27 protein-coding genes are annotated in these 24,310 nt (G+C 48.4%); 16 read left to right on the forward strand and 11 right to left on the reverse strand.

The genetic code is table 11. The features are described from left to right. Positions 1 to 38: 38 nt before the first annotated feature. A complete protein-coding gene (locus FRZ59_RS12075; RefSeq protein WP_132129203.1) occupies positions 39 to 617 on the forward strand; it encodes a YdeI/OmpD-associated family protein in 579 nt (192 codons plus the stop codon). Positions 618 to 635: 18 nt separating this feature from the next. On the opposite strand, the gene FRZ59_RS12080 is transcribed toward FRZ59_RS12075, so the two are convergent. Together FRZ59_RS12080 and FRZ59_RS12085 are read right to left on the reverse strand one after the other, a co-directional pair. Beyond that, complete coding sequence (locus FRZ59_RS12080) at positions 636 to 1,406, reverse strand: SDR family NAD(P)-dependent oxidoreductase (protein ID WP_394345226.1); 771 nt, start codon at positions 1,404 to 1,406, stop codon at positions 636 to 638. A gap of 70 nt (positions 1,407 to 1,476) precedes the next feature. Then, the gene (locus FRZ59_RS12085; protein WP_132129204.1) at positions 1,477 to 2,415 is read right to left on the reverse strand and encodes a helix-turn-helix domain-containing protein; all 939 of its coding nucleotides are present in this window, start codon (positions 2,413 to 2,415) and stop codon (positions 1,477 to 1,479) included. A 175-nt stretch (positions 2,416 to 2,590) separates the two neighbouring features. Between FRZ59_RS12085 and FRZ59_RS12090 the strand changes: the two genes are divergently transcribed. Together FRZ59_RS12090 and FRZ59_RS12095 are read left to right on the forward strand one after the other, a co-directional pair. Continuing rightward, a complete protein-coding gene (locus FRZ59_RS12090; RefSeq protein WP_132129205.1) occupies positions 2,591 to 3,031 on the forward strand; it encodes a response regulator in 441 nt (146 codons plus the stop codon). A 77-nt stretch (positions 3,032 to 3,108) separates the two neighbouring features. Further along, on the forward strand, positions 3,109 to 3,603 hold the full coding sequence (locus tag FRZ59_RS12095) for a DinB family protein (protein ID WP_132129206.1): 495 nt from the start codon (positions 3,109 to 3,111) through the stop codon (positions 3,601 to 3,603). Between the two features lie 28 nt (positions 3,604 to 3,631). Here FRZ59_RS12095 and FRZ59_RS12100 read toward each other — a convergent pair whose 3' ends face one another. Both FRZ59_RS12100 and FRZ59_RS12105 read right to left on the reverse strand, forming a co-directional pair. After that, on the reverse strand, positions 3,632 to 4,852 hold the full coding sequence (locus FRZ59_RS12100) for an MFS transporter (protein ID WP_132129207.1): 1,221 nt from the start codon (positions 4,850 to 4,852) through the stop codon (positions 3,632 to 3,634). 12 nt (positions 4,853 to 4,864) lie between these two features. After that, a complete protein-coding gene (locus tag FRZ59_RS12105) occupies positions 4,865 to 5,521 on the reverse strand; it encodes a FadR/GntR family transcriptional regulator (protein WP_132129209.1) in 657 nt (218 codons plus the stop codon). Between the two features lie 133 nt (positions 5,522 to 5,654). On the opposite strand from FRZ59_RS12105, the gene FRZ59_RS12110 reads away from it, so the two are divergent. From FRZ59_RS12110 to FRZ59_RS12130, 5 genes are all read left to right on the forward strand, one after another. Continuing rightward, the gene (locus FRZ59_RS12110; RefSeq protein ID WP_207910273.1) at positions 5,655 to 6,167 is read left to right on the forward strand and encodes a GNAT family N-acetyltransferase; all 513 of its coding nucleotides are present in this window, start codon (positions 5,655 to 5,657) and stop codon (positions 6,165 to 6,167) included. Continuing rightward, a complete protein-coding gene (locus FRZ59_RS12115; protein ID WP_132129210.1) occupies positions 6,154 to 6,639 on the forward strand; it encodes a MarR family winged helix-turn-helix transcriptional regulator in 486 nt (161 codons plus the stop codon). The genes FRZ59_RS12110 and FRZ59_RS12115 overlap by 14 nt, the downstream gene beginning before the upstream one ends. A gap of 4 nt (positions 6,640 to 6,643) precedes the next feature. After that, positions 6,644 to 7,096 (forward strand): GNAT family N-acetyltransferase, encoded by a 453-nt coding sequence (locus FRZ59_RS12120; protein WP_132129211.1) that lies wholly within the window; start codon positions 6,644 to 6,646, stop codon positions 7,094 to 7,096. An 8-nt stretch (positions 7,097 to 7,104) separates the two neighbouring features. Next, the gene (locus FRZ59_RS12125; protein WP_132129212.1) at positions 7,105 to 7,848 is read left to right on the forward strand and encodes an SDR family oxidoreductase; all 744 of its coding nucleotides are present in this window, start codon (positions 7,105 to 7,107) and stop codon (positions 7,846 to 7,848) included. 69 nt (positions 7,849 to 7,917) lie between these two features. Further along, a complete protein-coding gene (locus FRZ59_RS12130) occupies positions 7,918 to 8,472 on the forward strand; it encodes a DUF1572 family protein (RefSeq protein WP_132129213.1) in 555 nt (184 codons plus the stop codon). A gap of 9 nt (positions 8,473 to 8,481) precedes the next feature. On the opposite strand, the gene FRZ59_RS12135 is transcribed toward FRZ59_RS12130, so the two are convergent. From FRZ59_RS12135 to FRZ59_RS12145, 3 genes are read right to left on the reverse strand one after another with little or no spacing between them, the layout of a single operon-like run. Then, a complete protein-coding gene (locus tag FRZ59_RS12135) occupies positions 8,482 to 9,273 on the reverse strand; it encodes a hypothetical protein (protein ID WP_147698330.1) in 792 nt (263 codons plus the stop codon). Positions 9,274 to 9,314: 41 nt separating this feature from the next. Then, positions 9,315 to 11,303 carry a peptidase associated/transthyretin-like domain-containing protein gene (locus FRZ59_RS12140; RefSeq protein ID WP_147698331.1) on the reverse strand — a complete coding sequence of 663 codons (1,989 nt, stop codon included), beginning with the start codon at positions 11,301 to 11,303 and terminating at the stop codon, positions 9,315 to 9,317. A gap of 4 nt (positions 11,304 to 11,307) precedes the next feature. Next, a complete protein-coding gene (locus FRZ59_RS12145; protein WP_165922841.1) occupies positions 11,308 to 12,483 on the reverse strand; it encodes a 6-bladed beta-propeller in 1,176 nt (391 codons plus the stop codon). A gap of 142 nt (positions 12,484 to 12,625) precedes the next feature. On the opposite strand from FRZ59_RS12145, the gene FRZ59_RS12150 reads away from it, so the two are divergent. The 3 genes from FRZ59_RS12150 (at position 12,626) to FRZ59_RS12160 (ending at position 16,912) form a co-directional block, all read left to right on the forward strand. Further along, on the forward strand, positions 12,626 to 14,050 hold the full coding sequence (locus FRZ59_RS12150) for an exonuclease domain-containing protein (RefSeq protein WP_132129217.1): 1,425 nt from the start codon (positions 12,626 to 12,628) through the stop codon (positions 14,048 to 14,050). A 125-nt stretch (positions 14,051 to 14,175) separates the two neighbouring features. After that, entirely contained in the window at positions 14,176 to 16,119 is a 1,944-nt protein-coding gene (locus FRZ59_RS12155) for a GxGYxYP domain-containing protein (RefSeq protein WP_132129219.1), read from the forward strand. Positions 16,120 to 16,165: 46 nt separating this feature from the next. Further along, positions 16,166 to 16,912 carry a DsbA family oxidoreductase gene (locus FRZ59_RS12160; protein WP_132129220.1) on the forward strand — a complete coding sequence of 249 codons (747 nt, stop codon included), beginning with the start codon at positions 16,166 to 16,168 and terminating at the stop codon, positions 16,910 to 16,912. Positions 16,913 to 16,959: 47 nt separating this feature from the next. Here FRZ59_RS12160 and FRZ59_RS12165 read toward each other — a convergent pair whose 3' ends face one another. Further along, positions 16,960 to 17,142 (reverse strand): hypothetical protein, encoded by a 183-nt coding sequence (locus FRZ59_RS12165; RefSeq protein WP_132129222.1) that lies wholly within the window; start codon positions 17,140 to 17,142, stop codon positions 16,960 to 16,962. A 46-nt stretch (positions 17,143 to 17,188) separates the two neighbouring features. On the opposite strand from FRZ59_RS12165, the gene FRZ59_RS12170 reads away from it, so the two are divergent. The 3 genes from FRZ59_RS12170 to FRZ59_RS12180 are packed head-to-tail and all read left to right on the forward strand — an operon-like array spanning position 17,189 to position 21,239. Next, positions 17,189 to 19,657 (forward strand): TonB-dependent receptor domain-containing protein, encoded by a 2,469-nt coding sequence (locus FRZ59_RS12170; protein ID WP_132129224.1) that lies wholly within the window; start codon positions 17,189 to 17,191, stop codon positions 19,655 to 19,657. 2 nt (positions 19,658 to 19,659) lie between these two features. Continuing rightward, the gene (locus tag FRZ59_RS12175; protein WP_132129226.1) at positions 19,660 to 20,994 is read left to right on the forward strand and encodes a PepSY-associated TM helix domain-containing protein; all 1,335 of its coding nucleotides are present in this window, start codon (positions 19,660 to 19,662) and stop codon (positions 20,992 to 20,994) included. Beyond that, positions 20,991 to 21,239, forward strand: coding sequence for a hypothetical protein (locus tag FRZ59_RS12180; protein ID WP_132129228.1), 249 nt, complete (start codon positions 20,991 to 20,993; stop codon positions 21,237 to 21,239). Before FRZ59_RS12175 ends, FRZ59_RS12180 begins: the two co-directional genes overlap by 4 nt. Positions 21,240 to 21,411: 172 nt before the next feature. On the opposite strand, the gene FRZ59_RS12185 is transcribed toward FRZ59_RS12180, so the two are convergent. Both FRZ59_RS12185 and FRZ59_RS12190 read right to left on the reverse strand, forming a co-directional pair. Next, the gene (locus FRZ59_RS12185; protein ID WP_132129229.1) at positions 21,412 to 22,080 is read right to left on the reverse strand and encodes a sterol desaturase family protein; all 669 of its coding nucleotides are present in this window, start codon (positions 22,078 to 22,080) and stop codon (positions 21,412 to 21,414) included. Beyond that, positions 22,077 to 22,679: an SRPBCC family protein gene (locus tag FRZ59_RS12190; RefSeq protein WP_132129231.1), complete on the reverse strand. Its 603-nt coding sequence runs from the start codon at positions 22,677 to 22,679 to the stop codon at positions 22,077 to 22,079. Before FRZ59_RS12190 ends, FRZ59_RS12185 begins: the two co-directional genes overlap by 4 nt. Before the next feature lie 204 nt (positions 22,680 to 22,883). On the opposite strand from FRZ59_RS12190, the gene FRZ59_RS12195 reads away from it, so the two are divergent. Beyond that, positions 22,884 to 23,681, forward strand: coding sequence for a HipA family kinase (locus tag FRZ59_RS12195; protein WP_132129233.1), 798 nt, complete (start codon positions 22,884 to 22,886; stop codon positions 23,679 to 23,681). Beyond that, positions 23,659 to 24,045 carry a DUF3037 domain-containing protein gene (locus FRZ59_RS12200; protein ID WP_132129235.1) on the forward strand — a complete coding sequence of 129 codons (387 nt, stop codon included), beginning with the start codon at positions 23,659 to 23,661 and terminating at the stop codon, positions 24,043 to 24,045. The genes FRZ59_RS12195 and FRZ59_RS12200 overlap by 23 nt, the downstream gene beginning before the upstream one ends. A 4-nt stretch (positions 24,046 to 24,049) precedes the next feature. Here FRZ59_RS12200 and FRZ59_RS12205 read toward each other — a convergent pair whose 3' ends face one another. Then, positions 24,050 to 24,295, reverse strand: coding sequence for a hypothetical protein (locus FRZ59_RS12205; protein ID WP_132129236.1), 246 nt, complete (start codon positions 24,293 to 24,295; stop codon positions 24,050 to 24,052). Positions 24,296 to 24,310 lie beyond the last annotated feature (15 nt).

Raw genomic sequence — 24,310 nt, forward strand, 5'->3', positions numbered from 1 at the left:
CAGCGAAACGATCAGAGCCTGACTAGGTTGTCACCGCTATGCTAAAAGAGATAGAAACTTTTCGCCCGGCAAGCCGGAAAGAATGGCGGCGCTGGCTGGAGAAGCATCACGAAACCAAGCAATCAATTTGGCTGATCCAAAGCAAGAAGGAATTCAATTTGCCAACACTCAGCTGGAGCGAGGCCGTTGAGGAAGCCCTTTGCTTTGGATGGATAGACAGTACAAGGAAAACGCTTGACAAGGAAACGTTTATACAATTTTTTTGTAAACGAAAGCCAAAAAGTGTTTGGTCAAAAATTAATAAAGACAAGGTTCAGCAATTGATAGAAAAAGGGCTGATGACAAAGGCCGGTTACGCCAGCATTGAAATTGCCAGGCAAAACGGCTCCTGGGATATCCTGAACGATGTTGAAGAACTAAAAATACCTGAAGACCTCGAAAAGGAATTCCAACGTAAACCGGGATCCGGTGATTTCTTTCTGAGTTTAAGCAAGTCGGCCAAAAAAAGCATTCTGCAATGGCTGATACTTGCCAAACGCCCGGAAACCCGGCAAAAAAGAGTTGCCGAAATAGCAGAACTTGCCGCCCAAAAGCTGAAACCGAAGCAGTTCAGGTAAAGCATATGTAAAAAACGATCAAAGGTTCATTCCTCCGGAAGCTTCAATACGCTGCCCGTTGATCCAGCGGCCCTCGTCTGAGCATAGAAATGCCGCCACGCCGCCAATATCGTCCGGCAAACCTACACGACCCAGGGCGGTCATGCCTGCTATCCGCTGGTTGGTGTCTTTGTTATCCCGTAAATGGCCGCCGCCAAAGTCGGTTTCGACAGCGCCCGGCGCAATAACATTCGCCGCAATTCCGCGGTGGCCCAGTTCTTTGGCCAGGTACCTGGTAAGTACTTCAATGGCGCCTTTCATAGAGCCGTAAGCGGAGGAACCAGGGATGGAAAAGCGTGCGAGCCCCGAAGAAATATTGATAATACGTCCACCGTCATTCAGAAATGGCAATGCTTGCTGGGTAAGGAAGAACACGCCTTTATAGTGGATGTTGAACGCTTCATCAAATTGCTCTTCGGTAGTTTCCGGAAATGGTGAATAAAGGGCCGTCCCCGCATTGTTGATCAGGAAATCGAAGTTCGCCTTACCGGTTTGCTCCTTTAACCAGGCCGCCATCTGTGCGAAGAAATCGCCGAACATACGCACATTGCCGGTATCCAGTTGGAAAGCGGTGGCTTTTTGACCCAGAGCCTGTACCTCGGCGACTACTTCATCCGCTTTTTCCCTGTTGCTGTTATACGTTATCACAACATCAATCCCCTTTTGTGCAAGGCTGACTGACATGTTTCTTCCCAGACCGCGGCTTCCGCCGGTCACCAGGGCAATTTTGCTTTTTGCTGTTGTCATCATAGTCCAAAGATCAGCTAAAAAGCAGGCAGGTGTTTGCAAACATCAATCTGTTATTTGCAAAAATCAAATATCAGGAGCGAAAAGCCAGGGGAGCTACAGAGGTTTGCTTCTTGAAAAAGTTGGAGAAATGAGGAACTTCTTCAAAGCCTAAGCTGTAGGCGATCTCCGATATGTTCCAGTCCGTTTGTTTTAGTAATATTTTTGCTTCCTGCAAAATTCTGGCGGCAATAATTTCCGTGGTGGTTTTTCCTGTGTTCTCCTTTAACACCTTGTTGAGGTGATTTACATGGATGGCCAGTCGTTCCGCATATTCTTTTGCCGACCTTAACATTAATCGCTGATGAGGAGACTCCACAGGAAACTGCCTTTCCAGTAATTCGATGAAAAGAGAGACGATCCGGGAAGATGCGTTTTGGCTGGAGCGTAAAGCGGTAGCTGGCTGTAATTTCTGCCCGTAATGGATGAGTTCCAATACGTAATTCCGGAGCAAATCATACTTGTATTCGTAATCGGATGTTATTTCTTCCCGCATTTTTTTAAAAATACGTCCAATCTCTTCCGCTTTCTCGTCATCGATCTCAAATACCGGGTAGCCACCTGACCTGAAAATGGGAAGCTCGTCTAAAACAACACCGCTTTTGTTTTTTATCAGGAAGGCATCAGTAAAGACGCAAAATGAGCCGGCCTGGTTTTCATCCAGCGGGAACCAATGATAGGGCACTTTAGGCGTGGCAAACAGTAAGGCGTTTTTTGTAACGTCAATGATCTTGTCGGCGTATTCCGCCCGGTTTCTGCCCCTGATAAGGCTGATCTTAAAATAGGCTCTCCGGTTGTAGGGCATCGGCTGTTTTCGTTTTACCTGCTGTATCGTTTCAGAAATATCGAACACGTTGAAATGACCTATTTCCTTATTGATACCCGACGGTAAAAGAGTATGGATGTCTTTCCCCGTAAAGCCCGAAGCTTGTTGATAAAACTCCTCGAGTGATGTACTTTTAATTGCTCTCATAATAAAAGCTGGTTGCAAAATTCAAAGGTAGGGAATTGCGCGTAAAGCAGCGACGGCGATTTTAAATTGGTTTCCGGATATGTGTATGCTGGCCGATTAATTGCTGTGCTTAGAAGGTAAACGCGTGGGAATAAATGGAAGTTTATATATTAGTGTTTCAAACCTGAATGTTGCAATGACTGAATTAGACGATACAAGGGATATCCTGCTCGCAGAAGACGACCTGGACGATGTTGAAATATTTGAAATGGCCCTGCAGGAACTTGACTTTCCATACATTATGAGGCATGCCGCCAACGGGGATATTCTTTTTATTCTCCTTAAAGAAAGACTTCCCTATATCCTGTTCCTCGATATCCGGATGCCTTGTAAGGACGGGATTGCTTGCATTACTGAAATAAGAAAAAACAGGGACTACGATCAGCTTCCCGTGATTATGTATACCTCCCAGCAGTCAAAGAAGGTGGTGGATCATTGTTTCAGAAGCGGCGCTAATTTATACCTTGAAAAGACGCATACGATCCGGGAACTCACGGAAAAGCTTAGAAAGATATTTGCTATCGACTGGAAAAACTATCTGCATTATCCGCCGCAAAATCAGTTTATCATGACGTGATTGCCCCGTTAGATTGTCGCAATAACACAGCCAACCAGATCCGTCAATAAGGTAACTTTACATCAAAACAACACAAGATGGAAACTAAAACAGCAAGTACCAGGACGGAAGGCTTACTCGTATTATTCGATATGCACACCACGTTTTTTCCACGGGCAATTGAGGGGATTTCGGAAGAGGACGCGTATAATCGCTTAAACACAAAAGCGAATCATGTTGCCTGGCTTGCCGGCTCGGCAGTACAGCAGCGGTACCTGATGGTATCGGAAACACAGCCCGGGCTCAGGCAAACCGGCGAAGAGCTTTTCAAGGATAACAAAGGAATTCAGGAAGGCGCAAAATACCCTACGATCGCTGATTATGTAAAGGACTGGGAAAAGGTCAGTCCGGCGGCAAGGGAAGCCCTTATAAGCATTGATGATGAAAAATTGGATAGTGAAATCGATATGGGCTTTATGAAAATGAGCCATTACGATCTCCTGTCTTTTACCATTTACCGGGAAGCCAATATTATCGGCCAGCTTGCTTTATGGCGCAGACTGCTGGACTATCCTGCATTAAAATACGATTAACCGGCTTTGTTGCGTAAGGGCTGTCGTCTTAGCGAGCCGTTTTCCCGTGTGCCAAATCCGGGAGCAAGCCTGCTATGATCCCCATCAGCGGGAGAAAGGCGCAGATCTTAAATACATATTCGATACTGGTTTGGTCTGCCAGCCAGCCAAGCACGGCGGAGCCGATTCCGCCCATTCCGAAGGCGAAGCCGAAGAACAGCCCGGCGATCATGCCTACTTTACCCGGCACCAGATCCGTAGCGTAAACAAGAATGGCTGAAAACGCGGAAGAAATAATAACTCCTATTACCGCGGACAGGATGATCGTCCAGAACAAGCCGGTATAAGGCAGCATGAGCGTAAACGGAGCTGCGCCCAGGATAGAAAACCAGATAACGCGCTTCCTGCCGTAGCGGTCGCCAAGCGGCCCGCCGATGATCGTACCTGCCGCTACTGCCGCGAGAAAGACAAAGAGATAGATCTGCGACTGCTGTACGCTAACATGGAACTTTTCAATAAGAAAGAAGGTGAAATAGCTGGTCATGGAAGCCATGTAAAAGTACTTTGAAAAGATCAGCAGCAACAAGATAACAATAGAAAAAATCACCTTCTTCCTGTCAAGGGCAAAATCGGCGACAGGAGGCGAAGCAGTATTTGCGGACGCTTTTTTAAGGATTACATTCGCCTGGTACCAGCGGCCCACCCCTATAAGAATGATAATTGCCAGGACAGCTGCCAGGGCAAACCAGCTGATATGCGCCTGACCCAAAGGAATCACAATCAGGGCCGCCAGTAACGGGCCTATGGCGCTGCCCGCATTGCCTCCCACCTGGAAAATAGATTGTGCGAGCCCCTTTTTACCGCCCGAAGCCAGGTGAGCTACCCTTGACGCCTCCGGATGAAAAACGGAAGAACCCATACCTATGAGGCTTACCGATGCCAGTATCATTAAGAAACTGCCCGCAAAAGCCAGGCAGAGCAAGCCCGAAAAAGTAAAGGACATTCCTATGGACAACGACTGAGGATTGGGTTTTTTATCCGTGAAATGCCCCACAAATGGCTGAAGAATAGAAGCTGTAAGCTGAAATACTAATGTAATAAGGCCTATTTGCGTAAAACTTAGCCCGTAATTTCTCTTGAGCAGGGGATAAACCGCCGGAATGACCGACTGAATCAGGTCATTCAGCAAATGTGTAAAGCTTATCGCGAATAAGATCGCGTAAACGGTAGACTGCACGGATTTTGATGAAGCAGGAAGTGATGTTTGCATTTCTTTTTACAATTAAATCTGACCAATGATCCGCTCCGCGGCGGCGAGGGCTTTTTTCGGGTCCTCCGCCTGGATGTGTCGCAGCAGCTCTTCATGCAGCTCCTGGGTCTCCTGGAATTTCAGCGTGTTCGTGAATCTCTTTCGGAATAGTTTTGAAACATGGCGGGAAACGGAACGGTAAAGATCAAGCAGGATCTCGTTGCCACAGCCTTCCGCCACAGCGAGATGAAAGTCAATATCCGCCGCTATACATTCCTTTGTCATGCCTTTGCCGGCAAAATCCTTTCTCATGGTAAGTGCAGATCGCATCTTTGCTAAATGATCAGGGCTGCGATGCAAGGCAGTTTTTTCCACAATCTTTAACTCCAGTAGCTCCCGCACCTCCACCAGGTCTTCCACATCGGCTCGTTCCAGCCTGTTCTCCAGGGGTTCGCTGGCATGAAGACGTTTTACGAAGGTGCCCAAGCCTTGTTTTACCCGTAAAAAGCCAGAATGGGCCAGGATTTTCACCGCCTCTCGCACGGTGGACCGGCCCACACCGAATGTTTCCATCAATTCGGGCTCGGTGGGAAGTTTGTCATCCACGGTATACCTGCCTTCCCGGATTTGTTCCCGGATCTTTTCGGCAACTACTTCTGCTAATGATCTTTTACGGACTATTTGTTCCATGATAAGTCATCATATCATCTGATGATTGCAAAAGTACTAATTCTATTGAACCTCTAAAATTTTTTAGTTTCAATTTTAATATATGTTTGGAAATACGTAGGCGGCTACATAATTTTGTGATAAATTTATAATTATGAATGCAGCGATGACCATTAAGGCCCTTAACAACGCCGATTGTCCATTCATTGTAGACCTTATATTGCCGATTCAGCAGGTGGAATTCAACGTTCCTGTTACCCTGGAAGGGCAGCCGGACCTGTTGGACCTTGACACGTATTATTATGCTACCGGAGGGTGTTTTTGGGGCGCTTTTATTGAGGGAGAACTAATCGGGACGATTGCGCTTATCTCCACCGGCCACCAGGCAGGCGCTCTTCGGAAAATGTTTGTAAAAAAGGAGTTCCGGGGAAAGGAACATGGGATTGCCCGGCAGTTGCTCCAGGTTCTCCTGGCATTTTGTAAGGCCCACGGAATTAACGAACTTTACCTGGGAACCGTGGATATGCTCAAGGCAGCCCACCGTTTTTACGAACGAAACGGTTTTCAACGGATCGAAGCGGCCGCCCTCCCGCCTTATTTTCCCAGGATGGCGGCTGACAACAGGTATTATCACCTTTCACTAAAAGAACCCGATGAATGTAATTGATGAAGCAGGGGTTTTGGCCATTTCAACCAGGCTGCAGCGTTTGAGCGATCTCATACGCAAAGACGGCTTGCAGATTTATAAAGCGCATGGAATAAATTTCGAACCTAAATGGTTCCCCGTAATTTACGCGCTGCATAAAAAGCCGGTCCTGAGCGTGGTTGAAATTGCGGCGGAAATAGGCTATACGCACCCTTCAACCATCAGCTTGCTGAAAGAGCTTGAAAAGCAGAAGCTTATCCGCTCCAAGCGCGATAAAACCGATGAGAGAAAGCGCCTGATCCAGCTGACGAAGAAGGGAAAGGACCTGGTCGGGCAAATGAAACCCGTATGGCAGCTTATTGTCGCCGCCGTAACAGATCTGATCAATACCGAAAACAATTTGATGGAGGCTGTTTCCGAAGTAGAAGACCAGTTAAAAAAGAAAAGCTTTACAGAACGGGCTCTCTCGCTAATGGAGCATCAACAAGAATAAATGTATGGATATTGTAAAATATAAACCTGAATATCAACCCCATTTCGAACGACTGAACAAGGCCTGGCTGAATAAATACTTCGAAGAGGAACCTGTGGATAAATGGGTGCTTTCACATCCGGAAGCCGCTATTCTGCAGGATGGAGGCGCAATTTTATTTGCCAGGCATGAAGAGCAGATCATTGGTACGGTTGCACTGCGGGTCATCCAACCTGGAATAGCCGAGCTTACTAAAATGGCCGTAGATGAAGCATTCCAGGGCCTTGGGGCTGGAAGCCAGCTATGCAAGGCAGCGATTGAAGAGGCAAGGGCATTGCAATTTAACCGTCTGATCCTCTATTCAAGCACAAGGCTGGCGAGGGCCATCGGTATTTACAGGAAACTGGGCTTTAAGGAAATTCCTGCAGAAAAAGGAGCATATAAGCGCTGTGATATAAAAATGGAACTTACTATTTAAAGCAGGCGATGAAAATAATCTTGATAACAGGCGCCAGCCGGGGCATAGGAGGGGCTACAGCAATACTTGCAGCAAAGGCAGGTTATGCAGTCGCGGTAAATTACCGCAGAAACAGGACTGCCGCTGAGCAGGTTGTTTCCGAGATCACCGGCAAAGGCGGCACAGCAGTAGCTATCCAGGCTGATATAACCCGGGAAGAAGAAGTGATGAAGCTATTTTCAGAAACTGATCGGGTATTTGGCAGGCTGGACGTGCTGGTAAATAATGCGGGTATCCTTGAGCCGCAAATGAGGCTCGAAGAGATGGACGCCGCCCGGCTGAGCAGGATATTTGCAGCAAATATCACCGGGCAAATTCTCTGCGCCAGAGAAGCAGTAAAACGAATGTCGCTGAAACACGGGGGAAGCGGAGGAGCTATCGTCAACGTTTCGTCCATTGCCGCAAAAACCGGCGCTCCCGGAGAATACATTGATTATGCGGCTTCCAAAGGCGCTATCGACACTTTTACTGTGGGGCTTGCAAAAGAAGTAGCAGAGGAGGGCATCCGGGTAAACGCGGTTCGGCCTGCATTCATTTACACCGATATCCACGCAGACGGCGGCGAGCCGGGGCGTATTGAGCGAATCAAAGCATCTATTCCGTTGAGGAGGGGCGGATTGGCCGGCGAGGTCGCTGAAGCGATCCTGTGGCTGGCTTCGGAAAAATCATCCTATTCAACCGGGATATTTATAAATGTGAGCGGAGGCCGGTAAGCAGAAAACAAAGCGGGAAACAAGCCGGAAAGAAAGCGGGTAAAAAAGATTATAAAAACAAGTTTTAGTATGGAAAGCAGTTATTTAAAAAGCATACGGAAGCAGCTGGAGTATTACAAGATGCTTGCTGAAAAGGCAATGGAACAGCTTCCGGAGGAAAAGTTATTCTGGCAATACAACGATGAAAGCAACAGCATTGCTGTTATTGCAAACCACATGGCGGGTAATATGATATCCCGTTTTACCGATTTCCTGACAACTGACGGAGAAAAGCCCTGGCGCAACCGGGACTCGGAATTCGAAAACATCCTTTCAAGCCGGGAGCAATTGCTAACACGGTGGAACCAAGGCTGGGCGTGCGTACTGCAAGCACTTGACAACCTCACCGAAGCCGACCTGGAAACCATCGTTTACATCCGCAACGACGGCCACACGGTAACGGAGGCCATCAACCGGCAGCTCGCCCATTCTGCTTACCACGTGGGGCAGATCGTTTTCATTGCCAAAATGATTAAAGATACCGGCTGGAAGAGCCTGTCCGTTCCCCGCAACCGCTCCGGCGAGTATAACCAGCGCAAATTCGACCAGGAAAAAGGCAAACGACATTTTACGGATGATCTTTAACGTCCGTATTTATTCGCTATTTCCCTTCCTGCCGGGAAGCCCGAATTTTCGAGGATAGAAGGCCAGGGAAATCAAACCATACTGCTGCAATACATTCACTGTACCGGTAGTAATGGAGTTATTCAAGCCATAGTTGATGATACCGGTATTCTGGCGAAGTAAGTCCAGGAAGGATAGTTTCAGTTCAAGGTTGTTTCCTTCCAGAAAACGGTAGCCGACGCTGGCATTCCATATAATAAATCCTTTGTTTTCAATACCTGTGGAGGAATTATCGTCATAACGCAAGTTGCTGCTCAGGGTTAGTTTTCTCGTACAATTGACGCTTGCGCTTAGTCCAAGTGAGGTTCCGAAGTTTTTAAATTCATAACTATTATTAGTTTGTTTACGGCGTGACCGGAAAAAACTGTTCGCCTGTGTCAGTCGTATCGCAAGAAAATCCTGGTAAGTATATAAAATCGTTAACGCCGCCGCTCCTTTAATGTTATTAACAAGATGTTTTTCTCCATTTACAAAGCTTGGATTTCGTGAGAAACCATAGTCTGCGTTCAGGCTTACCTGCCATTGATGATCATTTCTTTTGTAGGATTTATTAACCTCTCCGTAGCCTCTTAGGTACCGGTTCCCGCTGGCATTGACGATGTAATGAATACTTCGTCCTATGGTGTCATATAATGTGCTATCCGTCAAATGATCCCTGATAGTCCCCGCATTTATCCCGATTGTGTAGTTAAAATGGTTATTAGCGCTAGCGCTGAAATAGGTGTTATTGAAAGATATTTCCTGCTTATATGAGGGTTTCAAATCGGGATTGCCGTAATGAAAATACCAGCCGTTAATACTGTCTACCAGGGGACCAATTGATCAACGGCCGGAAAGCTTGTAGAGGAGATATATCGTAGGGAGTAAGTTGCATCATACGTATCGAATTGCTGATTTCTGTACACTATGCTTGCTGCCGGCAGTAAAGTCGCTGCGTTCTTACTGAAAAGCTGAAATTCTTTTAGAGAAGCGTTTTTCTGATTGAAAAACTGGCCTTTCAGATCCAGCTTGAAAGTCAACGTTTTTTGAAATCGTCCGTGTAGAGACCGGGAAAAAGATCGTTGTACTACTAAAGCTGGTAAGAAGTTAACTGAACGGTAGAGGCTTTTATTGGAAAGATATGCGTTCAAACCAGGGGATTGAGCTGCACTATCGATGTCATTCACAATGCGGTCCTGTTCTATCCGTTCAATATGCAGGTCCGCTTGCAGGTCAAACAGAAAACCGTTCCCCTCCGGTTGATAAAGCAGCTGATTCAATTTTTGCAACCGGAATTCAATGACGTGAAGCTGCTCGTTTTCCCTGTCATGGTATATCCTGTTGTAGTACCTGTTCTTTGCGGAATCGTACAGGGAAGAGAAACGCGTCTTTGTACGGAAGTCTTCATCCCGGTTGTTCGCGGATAAGTAATAATCAATTTGGTAGGCGGGCCCGGCATCAAGGTTATGAAGATACCCGGTTGCGAAGCTTAGGCTGTTCGATCTTTTTGTCCGGTCCTGCAGCGCCGTGCTGAAGGTTTCAATACTATTTTCTGCCTCTGAAATGTTGCTTTCGTTAAAAGACAGTGTCCTGTTATCTTGAATGTCAAGCTGGGGCGCTATATAAAACCGGCGGGATTTAGTGCCAAGATCATACCTGGTTGACAGGTGCTGCCGGCTTGACCTGGAGTCGCTTGCTGAAGAAGTGTTTTGGATCCTGGCCGCATCGTTGCCGGTATTGATCATTGTACGGGTTTTTCGGTTCTGAACGGGACTTGTTTGTGAAATAAGAAATTCTCCCTGTATCTCATGTGTTTTGGCAGGCATCAGATGATCCAGAAAGTCATGCGTTATCCTTACCCCGCCAGAATGTTGCCTGGTAATGCCCTGCCTGAAAAAATCGGGATAATGATCCACGCTGGCACCAACCCCCTTGAAGGTACTGTTGTCAAGAAAGTCGTCCACGCTGCCGGCGGTCTTATTTACATTATTGCTTGCGCCTACCAATGAAACCTGTGTCTTAGGGGTAAATACGTTAAACGAACCGTCTGCCTGATACCTGGTGTCACTCCCATATCCTGCCATTGTCTTTCCGAAATAGCCTTTGCGCATATGTTCCTTCAACCGGATATTTACTTCCATCGTGGAATCGCGGGTATCGTCGTTCTCATTCTTTTTGTATACCTGGATCTTTTCCACAGCAGCCTTCGGAATATTCTGCGTTGCTACCTTCATGTTTCCACCAAAAAAAGGCTTTCCTTCTACCAGGACAGAATTTACCTTACGTCCGTTGACGGTAATCACCCCATCACCCCATACAGTAACTCCCGGAAGTTTGCGCATCAGGTCTTCTACCACCGCATTAGGATCCAGTTTAAATGCATCGGCATTAAACTCAAGTGTGTCTCCATTCATTCTTACCGGCGGTTCTGCTATTACCACCACTTCCTCAAGCGTATTCTCACTCATATTCATGTTTAAAGTGCCCAGGTCAATCTTTTTTGCTTCAGCCGGAATGGTAAAATGTCTGGTCAGGGGAGTATAACCTACATAGGTGGCGACGATGAGCAGGGGAACGCCTACCGGCAAATTCCGATAGCTGAATTCTCCTGATTTGTCAGACAACTGGTAGTTCAGCAGGCTGGTGTCTGATTCCAGGTAAACCGCAAGAGTGGCAGCGGGAAGTACATAGTTATGGACGGAATCTTTTATAACACCGGAAGCTGTACCCGTATCAATAGCTTCCTTTTGTTGTGCCGAAAGAAAAAAAGGTACGGATACCAGGATGAAAAATAAAAGTGTTTTGTTCCGCACCTGATTACAAGCCTTTCTTAGGTTTTAGCTGTATAATGACGGGATTGGCGAGCCGGTCAGCCTTTAGGAAGAACTCCTTTAATTCAGACGGATAGTCAACATTTCTCCGGGAATTTTTGGCATGGTAAGAATACATTTTCGGGGAAGTAACAGCTCCGTAAACATATCCCTTATCGCAAGCCAGGATACGCGAATCATATACCGGAAGAAAAAAAGAAAGCGAGTCCGGATGGATTCTGGAATAGGAGAGGAGGTTTCCGGATCTGGAATTGTAGATATATTCTTCCCAGTGATAGTCACCTTCCCGCATGCTGAACAAGCCGAATAATAAATAGTCGTTTAAAGTGTAGGCGCTGAAAATATCAATAATAGGAGAAGGCTGTTCCTTAATGAACTGAATCCGGCTTCCGTCGTATTTTTCATTTGATGTGAAGTCGGCTGGCAAGCTGTTCGCCAGCGGGAAAATAAACCGGTATGTTCTCTGCAATCCGATGGAGTCCAGCACATGCAGGGTATATTGAAAGCTGTCGTTATACATCGCCTGCCTGGTGGCGGGATTAAAAGAAAGGTCTCGTCCTGTGCCTGTTTCATCAGCGCCATCTCGCCCTCTCTTATGTAATAGTTCATTTTTATAAAGCACGGAATCGCTCTGATAATATCCAAGGCGAAAAAATTGTCCGGCCTTAAATTCTTTAAGTCCCGGAGGACTCACGCTAAAAAGAATCTTTTCCTGCCCGATGGAACAAAAATCCCGGAAATAAAAGCTATAGGTATGCTTTTTGATAAAGTTTCCGTTGAAATCAAAATAAAACACGGTCCTGCCATCCTGCCTGATTTTCTCGGTCATGAAATGCGGACGAGTCACTACAAGCTGCTTTTTTACGGGATCAACCGATATGGCTTTAAATTGCATGCGGGGAAGGCTGACTTTTTCTGCTCCCGGAAGGCCGTCCAGGCGCCGGTGAAACTTTCCGTTCTTATCAAAAATGAGGATGCTATTCCCGATCCGGTCTAAAATGATGAAATAATCATCAGTAACCAGTAATTGGTCAATTCGCTGGAACAAGCTTTCTTTCGTGCTTTCCAGCGGAATGTAATTGATTTCTTCGAATACATCAGATGCAGCTCCGCCGTGTGCGTGATGAGGGTCCACCCGCAGCGTAACTTGCTGCTGCGACATTGCATCAAATGACAAAGACTGGAAGCAGAATAATAAAGAAAAATAGAAAGTAAAAGTATATCTCATAAGCTTGGTAAGGGTATCTTGAAACTAAGATAATGATTATTTTGCAAATTCGCTTTCTGCTAAATATATTAGCAAGGTGAAATCAAAGAATCAGCCGGCCGAATACGCCATTGTGGATATTGAGACAACCGGGGGCTATGCCTCGGGGAGCAGCATTACAGAGATCGCTATCCTGGTGCATGACGGGGAGACGGTCGTGGAGCGTTTTGTGACCCTGGTAAATCCGAAAAAGGAGATACCGCTGCCTATTTTTGCGCTTACAGGCATTGATAATGAAATGGTGAGGGATGCGCCGGTTTTTGAGGAGATCGCCGGGAAGGTCTTTGAGATGCTGCAGGGGAGGGTATTCGTCGCCCATAGCGTTAATTTTGATTATTCTTTTGTCAGGCACCAGTTGGAGCAGGCCGGATATAAGTTTTCGGCGTCTAAATTGTGTACGGTCAGGCTGAGCCGGAAGATCAGGCAGGGCCTTCCTTCGTACAGCCTGGGTAATCTTTGCCATGTGCTAAGGATCCCGATTTCGGACCGGCACAGGGCGGGGGGCGATGCGGATGCTACGGCTATTTTATTTTCCCGGCTGCTGCAATGGGATACGGAAGGTGTTTTGCCTGCCATGCTGAAAAAGAACTCCGGGGAGCAGCGCCTGCCGCCGAACCTGCCACAGGAAGATTTTGATGCGCTGCCTTCTTGTCCGGGGGTTTACTATTTCCGAGACCGGGGCGGTAAAGTGATTTACGTAGGCAAGGCGGTGAATTTAAAGAAGCGGGTGGCTTCGCATTTTACCGGGCATAACCCGAATCCGCAGCGACAGCATTTCCTGCGTAACATCTATAGTATTTCTTTTGAACCATGCGCGACCGAGCTGATGGCCCTTTTGCTGGAATGCCTGGAGATCAAACGGCTCTGGCCAGCGTATAACCGGGCATTGAAGCGGTTCGAGCCGAAATTCGGGCTGTATTCATACGAAGATCAGAACGGTTATATACGCCTTGCTGTCGGGAAACTGGCGAAACATCAACATTGCATTCAACCCTTCGGCAGGCTTTATGATGCGGTGAAAACGCTGAATGCCCTGGTGGAACAGTTTCAGCTCGATCATCGCCTGTGCGTTTTCGGGCTCGGGGAACCTCAGAAACCGGCCGGCTTCGTGCAAAGCGCATTGCTTTCAGCCGGGCAGGATACAGCGCTGCCTGATGCCGGGGAGTACAATGAACGGGTGAACCAGGCGCTGGATCACCTGCTGGAAAAGCAGCCCACCTTCGCTATCCTGGACAAGGGCCGGGATGAGGCCGAAAAAAGCTGCATTTGGGTAGAAAAAGGTAACTTTTATGCTATGGGTTATTTTTCCGCCGAAAGCGACCTGACCGAACCCGAAGACATCAGGGATTCCCTGCAGCGATGCCCATCCAACTATTACTCGATGCAGCTTATTTACACCTTCGCAGAAAGATACCCGGGAAAAGTACTGACATTTGCGCGCAATTCATTTGTCCTGGCTTGAAGCGCTTGTTTGTGCTGTAGTGAAGCGCTTGTCTCCTGAAATAATTAAAGGTGGAGGGATCGGGTATAGAAATTTTTCCAACACCCGCAGATATTGCTATGTTTGCCTCGCCTGACCAGTATAAAATGAAGAATACTACATTATTAATACGTTTTTCCCTCGGAATTCTTTTAACCTGCATTTCCATAAGCAGCATTTCAGCAAGCGGTATTTTTGAAAACCCTGTTTCCGGCGGTTCCAATCCCCGATTACCACCTATTGGCCTTTTCGACCTGGGTTATACGTTAAAGCTGGATATGAGTAAACCGGAGAATGTACGCCGGGCCTGGGACGAGGTACACGCGTTGGCCACCTTGCAGGGGATTGTGAACCGGGAAAAGCCGCTGTTATATTATTTCTATATAGAGAATGAAGGGATCAATATTGACCGGTACTGGTGGCAGTGGTATCGTGCGGCGGGACGATGGCTGAACGGGAGGGATACCCTCGTGCATCATTCGCTGGAAGAAGTGGTGACGGCTTACCTGCCTTATATCAAGGGAGCGGTAATATATGACCCTAAGGTAGCCGCTACCAGTAATGTGGCCTCATCGCTTGCCGGAGCCGAAGATATAATTGCCGTTCGGTATGATACCACAGAAGGAAGCCTGTACCGCCGGATCATCCTGGAGGGCCCCAGGGTACCGGTGAAGATTTGGCTGCTGCACGAAAACGATCAATCCCTGTTTACCGGCAGAGGCACCATTCCGGGAACCTCCCTGCCTTCTACCGGTTCCGCCAAGAACGATGCCTACCGCTGGTACCTGGAACATTATATGAAGGCCGGCCGGTTTAATTCCCGGTATGGCGCTTATTATATTGACCAGCAATGGATGAAGAAGCCTACCGCGACGCGGCTGAACCATCATACGCTTTCTAATCACGATTTTTTTGTAAGCCGCCGCGGATTTTTCTTTGATCTGAGCCCCTGGGGGGATGAGCCGGCAACCGATGAACCAGGACAGAAGCCGGGAACCGATCTGGAAACCCTTAAACGTTTTCTGCTCACCGCTTATAAAAAGAACGACGGAAAGAAAATGTGCTACATAGGCGGTTTTCCGCCCTGGGCTTTTAAATACACGAAACACGCGGGAGGCGGGCATGACGATGTTCCTACCGAATGGGAATATTCGCGCATCATCAGCGCCTATAATGCCTTTAAAGATGCCGATGCGATCGGCTACGGCGCACTGGCGAATGCCTCCTTTTGGCAGCATTTTCCACTGAAGAAACATTACCGGCAGGAATGGGTAAGCAAGGCGGAATTAAAAGAACGCGGCTACCTGGACGAGAAAGGGAAACTGCAGCTGAATGGCAGGCAATTTATGATCTTTTATGTAGGCGATTACGATGCAGCTTCCTGGGTGTCGCAAACTACACCCACTATCTGGGATGCGCCGGGCAGGGGCACGCTTCCTTTAATGTGGTGCATCAGCCCGGTGCTGGAAGAAAGGGTACCCCATGCGCTGGCCTACCAGCGGGAAACAGCGTCCCCCAATGATTATTTTGCCGCTGCTGATAACGGCGCCGGTTACCTGATGCCGGGCATGTTGCAGGAACCACGTCCTGTCTCCGGACTGCCCGGCGGATTGAAAGCCTGGGGCGATCATTGCATACCCTATTACAAACGCTGGGACCTGAGCATTACCGGGTTTATCATTGACGGGGAAGCGCCCGGACTGAATGAACAGGGCCTGGATCAATATGCACGGTTCAGCCCCAACGGAATCGTTCCGCAAAAAGTGCCGCTAACACTGCTGCATGGAAATATGCCGGTGCTTCGGGCGGATTACGATGTGAATCAAAGCGATCCTGGCGAGGCCGCGCACCTGATCCTGGATCGCATAGATAAGCGTCCCGTTCCCTTTCACTGGTTCCGGAATATCCTTAAAAAGCCCGGATGGTACACGCAGGTGATGCAGGAGGTAAAAAAGCTGGATCCCAGCGTGGAATTGCTGGATGCGCCCACTTTTTTCGAGCTGTACAGGATCTGGCTGAAAGAATCAGAAGAAGAGCCTGCCGGAGATTAGTGACGGGTATCGTTAACCTTTTCCCTATTGTCTTGTTATTACACCCATGACAAATGCTAAAATGAAGGTTGAAGTATGGAGCGACATCATGTGTCCCTTCTGCTATATTGGCAAACGTAATTATGAAGCCGCCCTGGAACAATTCACCGGGAAAGAAAACGTGGAAATTGTGTGGAAGAGCTTCCAGCTGGATCCTTCCATCCCGGAGGCTTCCACGGAAAATGCATCATCACCTGTAAAGCAAAATATATCGCAATACCTGGCGGACCGCAAAGGGATTAGCTATGAAGAGGCGGCGGAAATGAATGCAGCAGTGACGGAAATGGCAAAAAGCGCCGGCCTTGATTATCACCTCGACAAAGCCGTGGTGGCCAATTCCTTTAAAGCGCACCGGGTAATCCAGATGGCCAAGACAAAAGGATCAGGAGATCTGGCTGAAGAAAACTTCTTCAAAGCCTATTTTACGGAAGGACAGGATCTCGGGAATACAGAAGTGCTGATGGAAGCCGGACTGAAAACCGGGCTTTCGGAAGCGGAGGTGAAGGAATCCCTTAGTAATGACGAATATGCCTACCGTGTAAAACAGGATATTACCGAAGCAGGCCAATTGGGAATACAAGGTGTTCCGTTTTTCGTCTTCAACCGGAAATACGCAATTTCAGGCGCCCAGCCGCCCGCCGCCTTTTTGCAAACCCTGGAAAAAGCCCTTGCTGAATGGAAAAAAGAACATCCCGTTTCCCCTTTTGACGTTACGGGCGGGCCGTCCTGTACTCCTGACGGGAACTGTGATTGATTCGCGCCCTCCCTTTATGAAGATTTTTCGGAAAAGTAACCTTTAACCTATCTGCCGGCCGGCCTCCGTCCCTGGCTGGACCTTCGTCCCTGGCTGGACCTTCGTCCCTGGCCGGACCTTCGTCCCTGGCCGGACCTCCATCCCCGTCCGTACTTTCGTCCCGGCCGGCCCCTGTTCAGGTGCAGAGGCCCCTTCTTTTCAATTTCCCCCCGGGACATGGGTAAATTCAAGACTTATATTATATTTGCCGCTACTTATAATTAGTCTTAATAAAGCATGAACAAATATTACTTTTTGCTGTCTGCATTCTTGTTCGCCTTGGGCGGGAAGGCATACGGGCAGGACTATTCAATCAGGGGGACGGTTATCGCGGCCAGCGATCAACGGCCGCTTAGCGGGGTAACAATTTCACTTTCGGAAGAAAGGCCGGGCGGTGTATCCGAAATGAAACTGCGCCGGGTTTCCGGCAGCGAAGGGGAATTTTCGTTTTCAGGGCTTGAGCCGGGAGCCTACCTGCTGACTTTTTCTTCCCTGGGTTATGAAGAAACGCGGGTAGAAGCGAAGGTGCCTCAGGACGAACCGCTTACTGTCATTATGGTGGAAAGCGCCAGCCAGCTGCAGGCGGTTGAAATCGTGGGGCGGAAAGAACAGGACTACAAGAATACTTCCTCTTTTTCCGGCACAAAAACAGAGACGCCGGTTAAATACGTGCCTCAGGCGATCAGTTACGTGACCAAAGAAGTGATTGAGGATCAGCAGGCATTCAAGGTAGGTGAAGTGCTTAAAAATATCAGCGGAACCAACTATTTTTCTTACTACAACAATGATGTTTCCATTCGCGGGTTCCGGGCCGGTAACGGTTTGATCAACGGGCTCAGAACGGCTACCACGAGCTGGTCACAGGCCTTGCTTCCGAACGTGGAACGCATAGAAGTGATCAAAGGGCCGGCTTCGGCCTTGTTCGCCAATACCGATCCGGGCGGGACGGTAAATACGGTGACAAAAAAGCCCCTGGATGAAAACAGGAAATCCGTGGCTTTTGCTACGGGAAGTTATAATACCTATCGGGTGACGGGCGATTTTACGGGGCCCATGAACGAATCCCGCACACTCCTTTACCGCCTGAACCTGGCATACCAGAATGCGGAATCCTTCCGGGTACTGCAGGGCGGCGAAGACATGGTGATCGCGCCCTCTGTTTCTTTTATACCCAATGACCGCACCCAGGTTAATATTGATTTCGTTTACTCCAAAACCAAGTCAAAGCTGGACCGGGGCCAGCCGATTTTCGCTGCTTCGGCAGGTACCGATCTTTATTCGACTCCCATTTCCTTCGCCATTGGAAAAATGAACGACTTTGCCAACGAGCTTAGCCTTTTTACGACGGCTTCCCTTCGGCATAAATTCACTGACAAGCTAACCTTCAACGCTTCCTATATGAAATTTCTGTACGAGGAAGATCTGCTGGAACACCGGACGTCCAACCGGTATGCGACGGATGCCGATGGAAATGAATTGCCGACTTTGATGGAAATGCAAACGATCCGGCGGATGCGCAAGAATTACAGCGATAATATTACCCTTTATTTCGTAGCGGATCTTGAATCCGGACCGGTTAGCCATAAATTACTGGTGGGGTACGATTATATTCAGAATTTATCCCCGGTGGGGGGGTCAAACTACAACGCAAACGGGTATCGGAACGCGGCGAATACCGCTTCGATCGGGCCCTACGATCCTGACCGGCGGAACGAATTCCTGATCGTGGATAATATGCCGGTACCCAATGTGCCCCATTTTAGCCTGGAGGACCCGGATTATTCCATTTCCGAGATATCCGGCTATTTCAACGTTTCCAGCCCGCAGGCCGTCACCAAATATTTTGTCAACGGGATATATATCCAGGATCAGATCAAATGGGGAAAGCTGCAGGCTTTGCTAAGCCTCCGGCAGGAATATTATACGGATATCCTGAATTACGAGGAAGAAGATGCGGAAGAAGTTCAGCAGAAAGCGCTCATTCCGCGCATTGGCCTGGTGTACACGCCTGTGGAACCGGTAAGCATCTATGCAACTTACGCGGAAGGCTACCAGCCCCAGGGAGCCGGCGTGATCGGTGATCCGGAAATTTATGGCGGCCCCTTTGACCCCCTGACCAGCACCATGCTGGAGGGAGGCGCCAAAGCCGAATTCTTTTCGGCCAACCTGGCCGTGAACCTGGCAGTATATCATATTGAGCAGAATAATATTCTTATCAACGCCGGTGATGCCGGTAATCCTGAACTGTTAAGAGCGATCGGCCAGGAACAGGCAAGAGGGGTAGAGCTGGATGTCTATGGTAAAGTGCTTCCCAATCTGAGCCTCACAGCCAATTTTTCGTATAATGAAACCAAAATTACCGAAAGTAAGGACGAATCGGAAATTGGTAAACTGCTGCCGAACGCCCCGAAAAACCAGGGAGGTCTCTGGGCGAAATATACCTTTACCCTTCCGGCGCTGAAAGGCATTGGCATAGGAGCAGGTGCGAATTACGTGAGCGAGCGTAATACTATGGATGATAATCTTCAATTGCCCGCTTACGTGGTTTACGACGCTGCTTTATACTATACGGTTGATAAATTCAAATTGTCCGCTAACCTGAACAATATATTCAATAAAATTCACTGGGTAGGCGGTTATAATTTCCGGCGGCTGTTCCCGGGAACTCCCAGGAATTTCCTCGTAGGGGTGGCGTATACCTTTTAACCATGAGTTCCGGCAACCCGAACAAAAAAGGGAACAACCGCCTGCTGTGGCGTATTCACCACTGGGCAGGCCTATATACCGGAATTCTGATCGGAGTGCTGAGCCTTACGGGCGCTATAGCCGTTTTTATCCCCGAAATTGACGCGTTTATAAAGAAAGTACATTATAACGCAGTTTCCTCACCTTCAGCAACTGGCCGGCCTGAATTCAGCCGCTCCCTGTCCGGCCTCTTGCAGAAATACCCGGATTTGAAATCACTTTCGGTTGAAATACCGGAACAGGTCGGGGAAGCGGGCGAAATAAATCTTTTTGTCCCCACCGAAGAAGGCAACCACACACTGGCCTTTTTCGTGGATATGGGAAATGATCGGGTTTTAGGGAGCCGGATACACCAAAACAGTTTAGCCAATTACATGCGGCAGATGCATGTACGCCTCTATGACGGTTACTGGGGCAGGCAACTGGTTGGGCTGGGTGGTGTTGCGCTTACCGTCCTGGTCGTTACGGGTTTGCTGATCTACGGGAATTTCATGAAAAGGCAGGCCTTTCCCAAAATCCGGAAGGGGAGGGGGCAGCGAATCGCCTGGGCTGACTGGCATAAGATACTGGGTATTGGCGCCCTCGCTTTTAACCTCGTGATCGCGCTTACCGGCGCCTGGCTGGGATTACAGCCGGTTTTAATGGACTGGCTGAATATGAAAATACCCAATGCCTATTCGGCGGAAGTGGTCATGGAGGCCGGTCACGACCGCGAGTTAACGGTTAACTGGGATCAGGCTTTTGCTACGGCGCACCAGGCCTTCCCCGAACTGCAGATTAGCCAGGCGAGCCCTTCGGTGAACGGATCGGCGACCATCACTTTCCGCGGAAGCATCAGGGGAACCCTGTACGAAAGAAGGGCGAATGTATTGGTGCTTTCCAAGAAAACGCTGGAGCCGGTTTATAAATACGATGTCAGGGAACAGCCCGCGGCGCATAAGTTCTTTTATCTCCAGGAAGCCCTCCATTTTGGCGATTTCGGCGGTCTTGCATTGAAATTGCTATATGCCATTCTGGGCCTGGTGAGTGGCTTCCTTTCCATCAGCGGATTTGTAGTTTATCTCTGCAGAACCCGGAAGAAGGTGCCCGAACGGTCTTCATTGAAAATAACCGTCGTGTACTGTCTTGTCATTATTCTGCTCCTGGTCATTGCCGCCCTGGTGAGCCTCTTTATTGGTTACGCGCCCGCCGCCCTGGGGGCCGCTATTTTTATTAACGGTTTGCTGCTGGCGCTGGTACTATCCGCGCTGCTGAACTATCTGTTCAAGAAATTTAGCAAAGGAAAGGCGGCATTATGAAGAAACATCATGTACCCACCGAGCATTATTATATTCCGCTGGGATTGTTTTTGCTCAATTGCTGCCTGGTCCACTTTCTTTTCCTCTTAGTTGCCGGCGCATCGTATGCTGTTTCCTATAAAACAGCCGTGGGAGCAGCGGGTCTGGCGCTTATCTTTACCATTGCCGGGAAAAGCCGGTCAGGAATTTTGCTGGCATCATTGTTTTATATTCTTTTACTGCTTTACCCGCTTTTATTTTCATAATCGATTGTGCGGGTGTTTTATCGATTGTGCGGGTGTTTTATCGCTTGTGCGGGTGTTTTTACTGCTTGTGCGGGTGTTTTTACTGCTTGTGCGGGGTGTTTTTTATTGCTTTTGCGTGGCCGTTATCGCTTATGCGGATACTTTTATCGATTGCTTGGGGCAATTCTTTTTTTTAACTAATTTTCTGTTTTCGTTCAAAAAGCAGATCCCTGACCTTTTGCGGGTCTTCTTTTTCCTTTTTCAGGTCGAAACGGGTTTGAAAAACCCAGTCCCATAAGGTGGAGCTTACTCCGAAACCGAGTTCTTCGTTTTTATAGTGATGCAGGTGATGGTTTCGCCAAAGGGGCTTCATCCATTTGAAGGGAGGCGCCCATGCATGAATAGCATAATGCATGCTGGCATAAAGCAGATAGCCGAAAACGAAGCCCGGAAAAAACACAAAGGCATTTTCCCGCATCGCCAGGTAACACAGGGTAAATAAGACCGAAACGATCAGCAGGCTGGGAACAGGAGGCATAAAGAGCCGCTGCCTGTCGCGCGGGTACTCGTGATGATTGCCATGAAGCACGTAGGCAAACCGCCGCATCCTGGGTTCGTCGCTTATCCAGTGAAAAACATACCGGTGCGCGATGTATTCAAAAAGCGTCCAGCAGAATATCGCCCCGGTGAAGAGCAGAAAGATCTTTAGCAGTGAAAACTGAAGGGTATCATGACTGTACCAGAGCAGGTATGCGATAGCCGGTAAGTACATTCCCCAAATTATCAGCGGGTTCGCTTTTGTAAGCAATTCCAGGTAAGGATTCTTAAAGAGTCGCGCCTGCCCTTTATTGTGAATTTTCATTGCTTTTCCTCCAGTAGCTTTTTGAATTGACTCATTGTCTTAAAAAGGTTTTCATGCACAATCGGGTCGGACACCCACCGGGGTACCTGCCTGCTGCGATCTGTTTTTACCATGTAGGTAACGTTTAACTCCCCGCCTTGTTCTTGCAGGAGCCATTTTCCTTCTGTTCCGCTCATCCGGTTAAAATTATCGCTCGCCGGGAATTGCGGGCTTTCAATCCCTTTGAAGGAAATTTCAGTTGAGCTTCCGTTAAGCGGATTGTCTTTGACTTGGTATGCTAAAAGGCAATCAAGATCTTTCATTGGCCAGGGCAGATCATATTGCACATATACTTGCCAGGCTTTAGCGTCCTTACCTGGAATTACTTTATACAGGCTCGCATTATTGTTCCACCGGAGTCCTTTCGGCCCGTTTTTGAGGAGCAGTTCCAGCCTTTCAGCAGTTACCTGGCTTACCTGGAAATCCGCCTTTAGCTCACGGACGCGGTTGCCGTTGTGCAATATCCACCTTTCGTACAGCGCAATGGAATTTTCATTCTTTACGAGTTTAAAATCGTTCGCTAAGGTTGATTGCAGCAAAACCAGCAGAAGAATTTTCATGGCTTTCTCCTTTTTTCCAATATAACAACCGGGAACCGCAATACCCCTATGGGCTAAGGAAAAAAGCAGGGCTAAGTAAAAGCAGGGTTAAGGAAATGCAGGGCTAAGTAAATGCAGGGCTAAGAAAAAGCAGGGTTAAGGAAAAGCCGGTCGGGAATATCCCTAAGCAAGAAGCGCTGCGGGAAAAATGTATCTTTGCGGACAATGCAGCAATCGCTTCAACTCCGCACCGTAAACGTTACCCGGTATGTGACTCCCCTGAGAGAAGGAGGTTCGTTGCCGGCTATTGCCGAAGCGGATGATGATTTTTTATACGTACTTAAATTCCGGGGGGCAGGGCAAGGGGTAAAGGCCCTGATCGCCGAACTTATCGGCGGCGAGATTGCCCGTATTCTCGGCATGAAGGTACCCGAACTGGTTTTTGCCCGGCTGGATCCTGCGTTCGGACGGACGGAAGGCGACGAAGAGATACAGGACCTGCTGAAAGCCAGTACCGGGCTTAACCTGGCGCTCCATTATCTTTCCGGCGCCATTACTTATGATCCTGCAGCGGCAAAGCCTCCGGGCGCCAGGCTTGCTTCGGGCATTGTTTGGCTGGATGCATTTCTTACCAATGTAGACCGCACCCCGCGCAATACGAATATGCTTACCTGGCATGACGAATTATGGCTGATCGATCACGGCGCTTCTCTTTATTTTCACCACTCCTGGGATGACTGGGAGAAGCAAGCGCTTCGCCCTTTTGAAAAGATCCGGGATCATGTGCTGTTGTCCCAGGCTTCGGAGCTGGAAGCCGTGGATGATGAATTCCGGTCTCTTCTTCGCCCGGAAGTTATCAGGTCCGTTGTGTCGTTAATTCCCGCCGAATGGCTTTCGGCGCAGCCTGAAGAAGCTTCTGCCGAAGAGCGCCGCCAGGTATATGCTGATTTTTTGATCAGCCGGGTTGAAAATGCGGGTATTTTCGTGAAGGAGGCACAAGATGCAAGAAAATCACTTATTTGAATACGCCGTTATCCGGGTAGTGCCGCGCGTAGAGCGGGAAGAATTTCTGAATACCGGAATTATCCTTTATTGCAAAGACAAGAAGTTCCTGGAAGCAACCATAGAACTGAACCGGGAACGTCTGAATGCCATTGGCGGTTATGCGGCTGTTCAGGAACTGGAAGATCATCTCCTGGGTTTTCAAAAGATCTGCAGGGGAGAAGTATCCGCCGGCCCGATAGCCAAGCTGGATGCAGCGTCCCGTTTCCGCTGGCTGACCGCCGCCCGCAGCACGGTAGTGCAAACCTCAAAAGTTCACGCCGGTTTTTCTAAAGACCCCCTGGAAACACTTAAACGCCTGCACAGAGAACTGGTACAGTATTAGTGTGTTAGTGCTTCAACATTACGGTACTGTCAAACTCCTGCCGGGTCATCTTACCCTCCAACACTTTCAGCCACTCTGTGAACAGCTTAATGCGATGGTTCTCGATCTTGTCGTTCCACTTGATCTGGGTAATGTTCCTGGGACCCCTGAACAATAATCTCCGATCTCTTTCAATCAGGAACCTGACCTTCATCGGGGAAGAAATGGATGTCAGGTATTCGTAAAATGCGAGAAACGTTAATGCTGCCATGCTGTAAATCTTTGT

It is taken from the genome of Anseongella ginsenosidimutans, assembly GCF_008033235.1.
GTDB classification, from domain to species: Bacteria; Bacteroidota; Bacteroidia; order Sphingobacteriales; family Sphingobacteriaceae; genus Anseongella; species Anseongella ginsenosidimutans.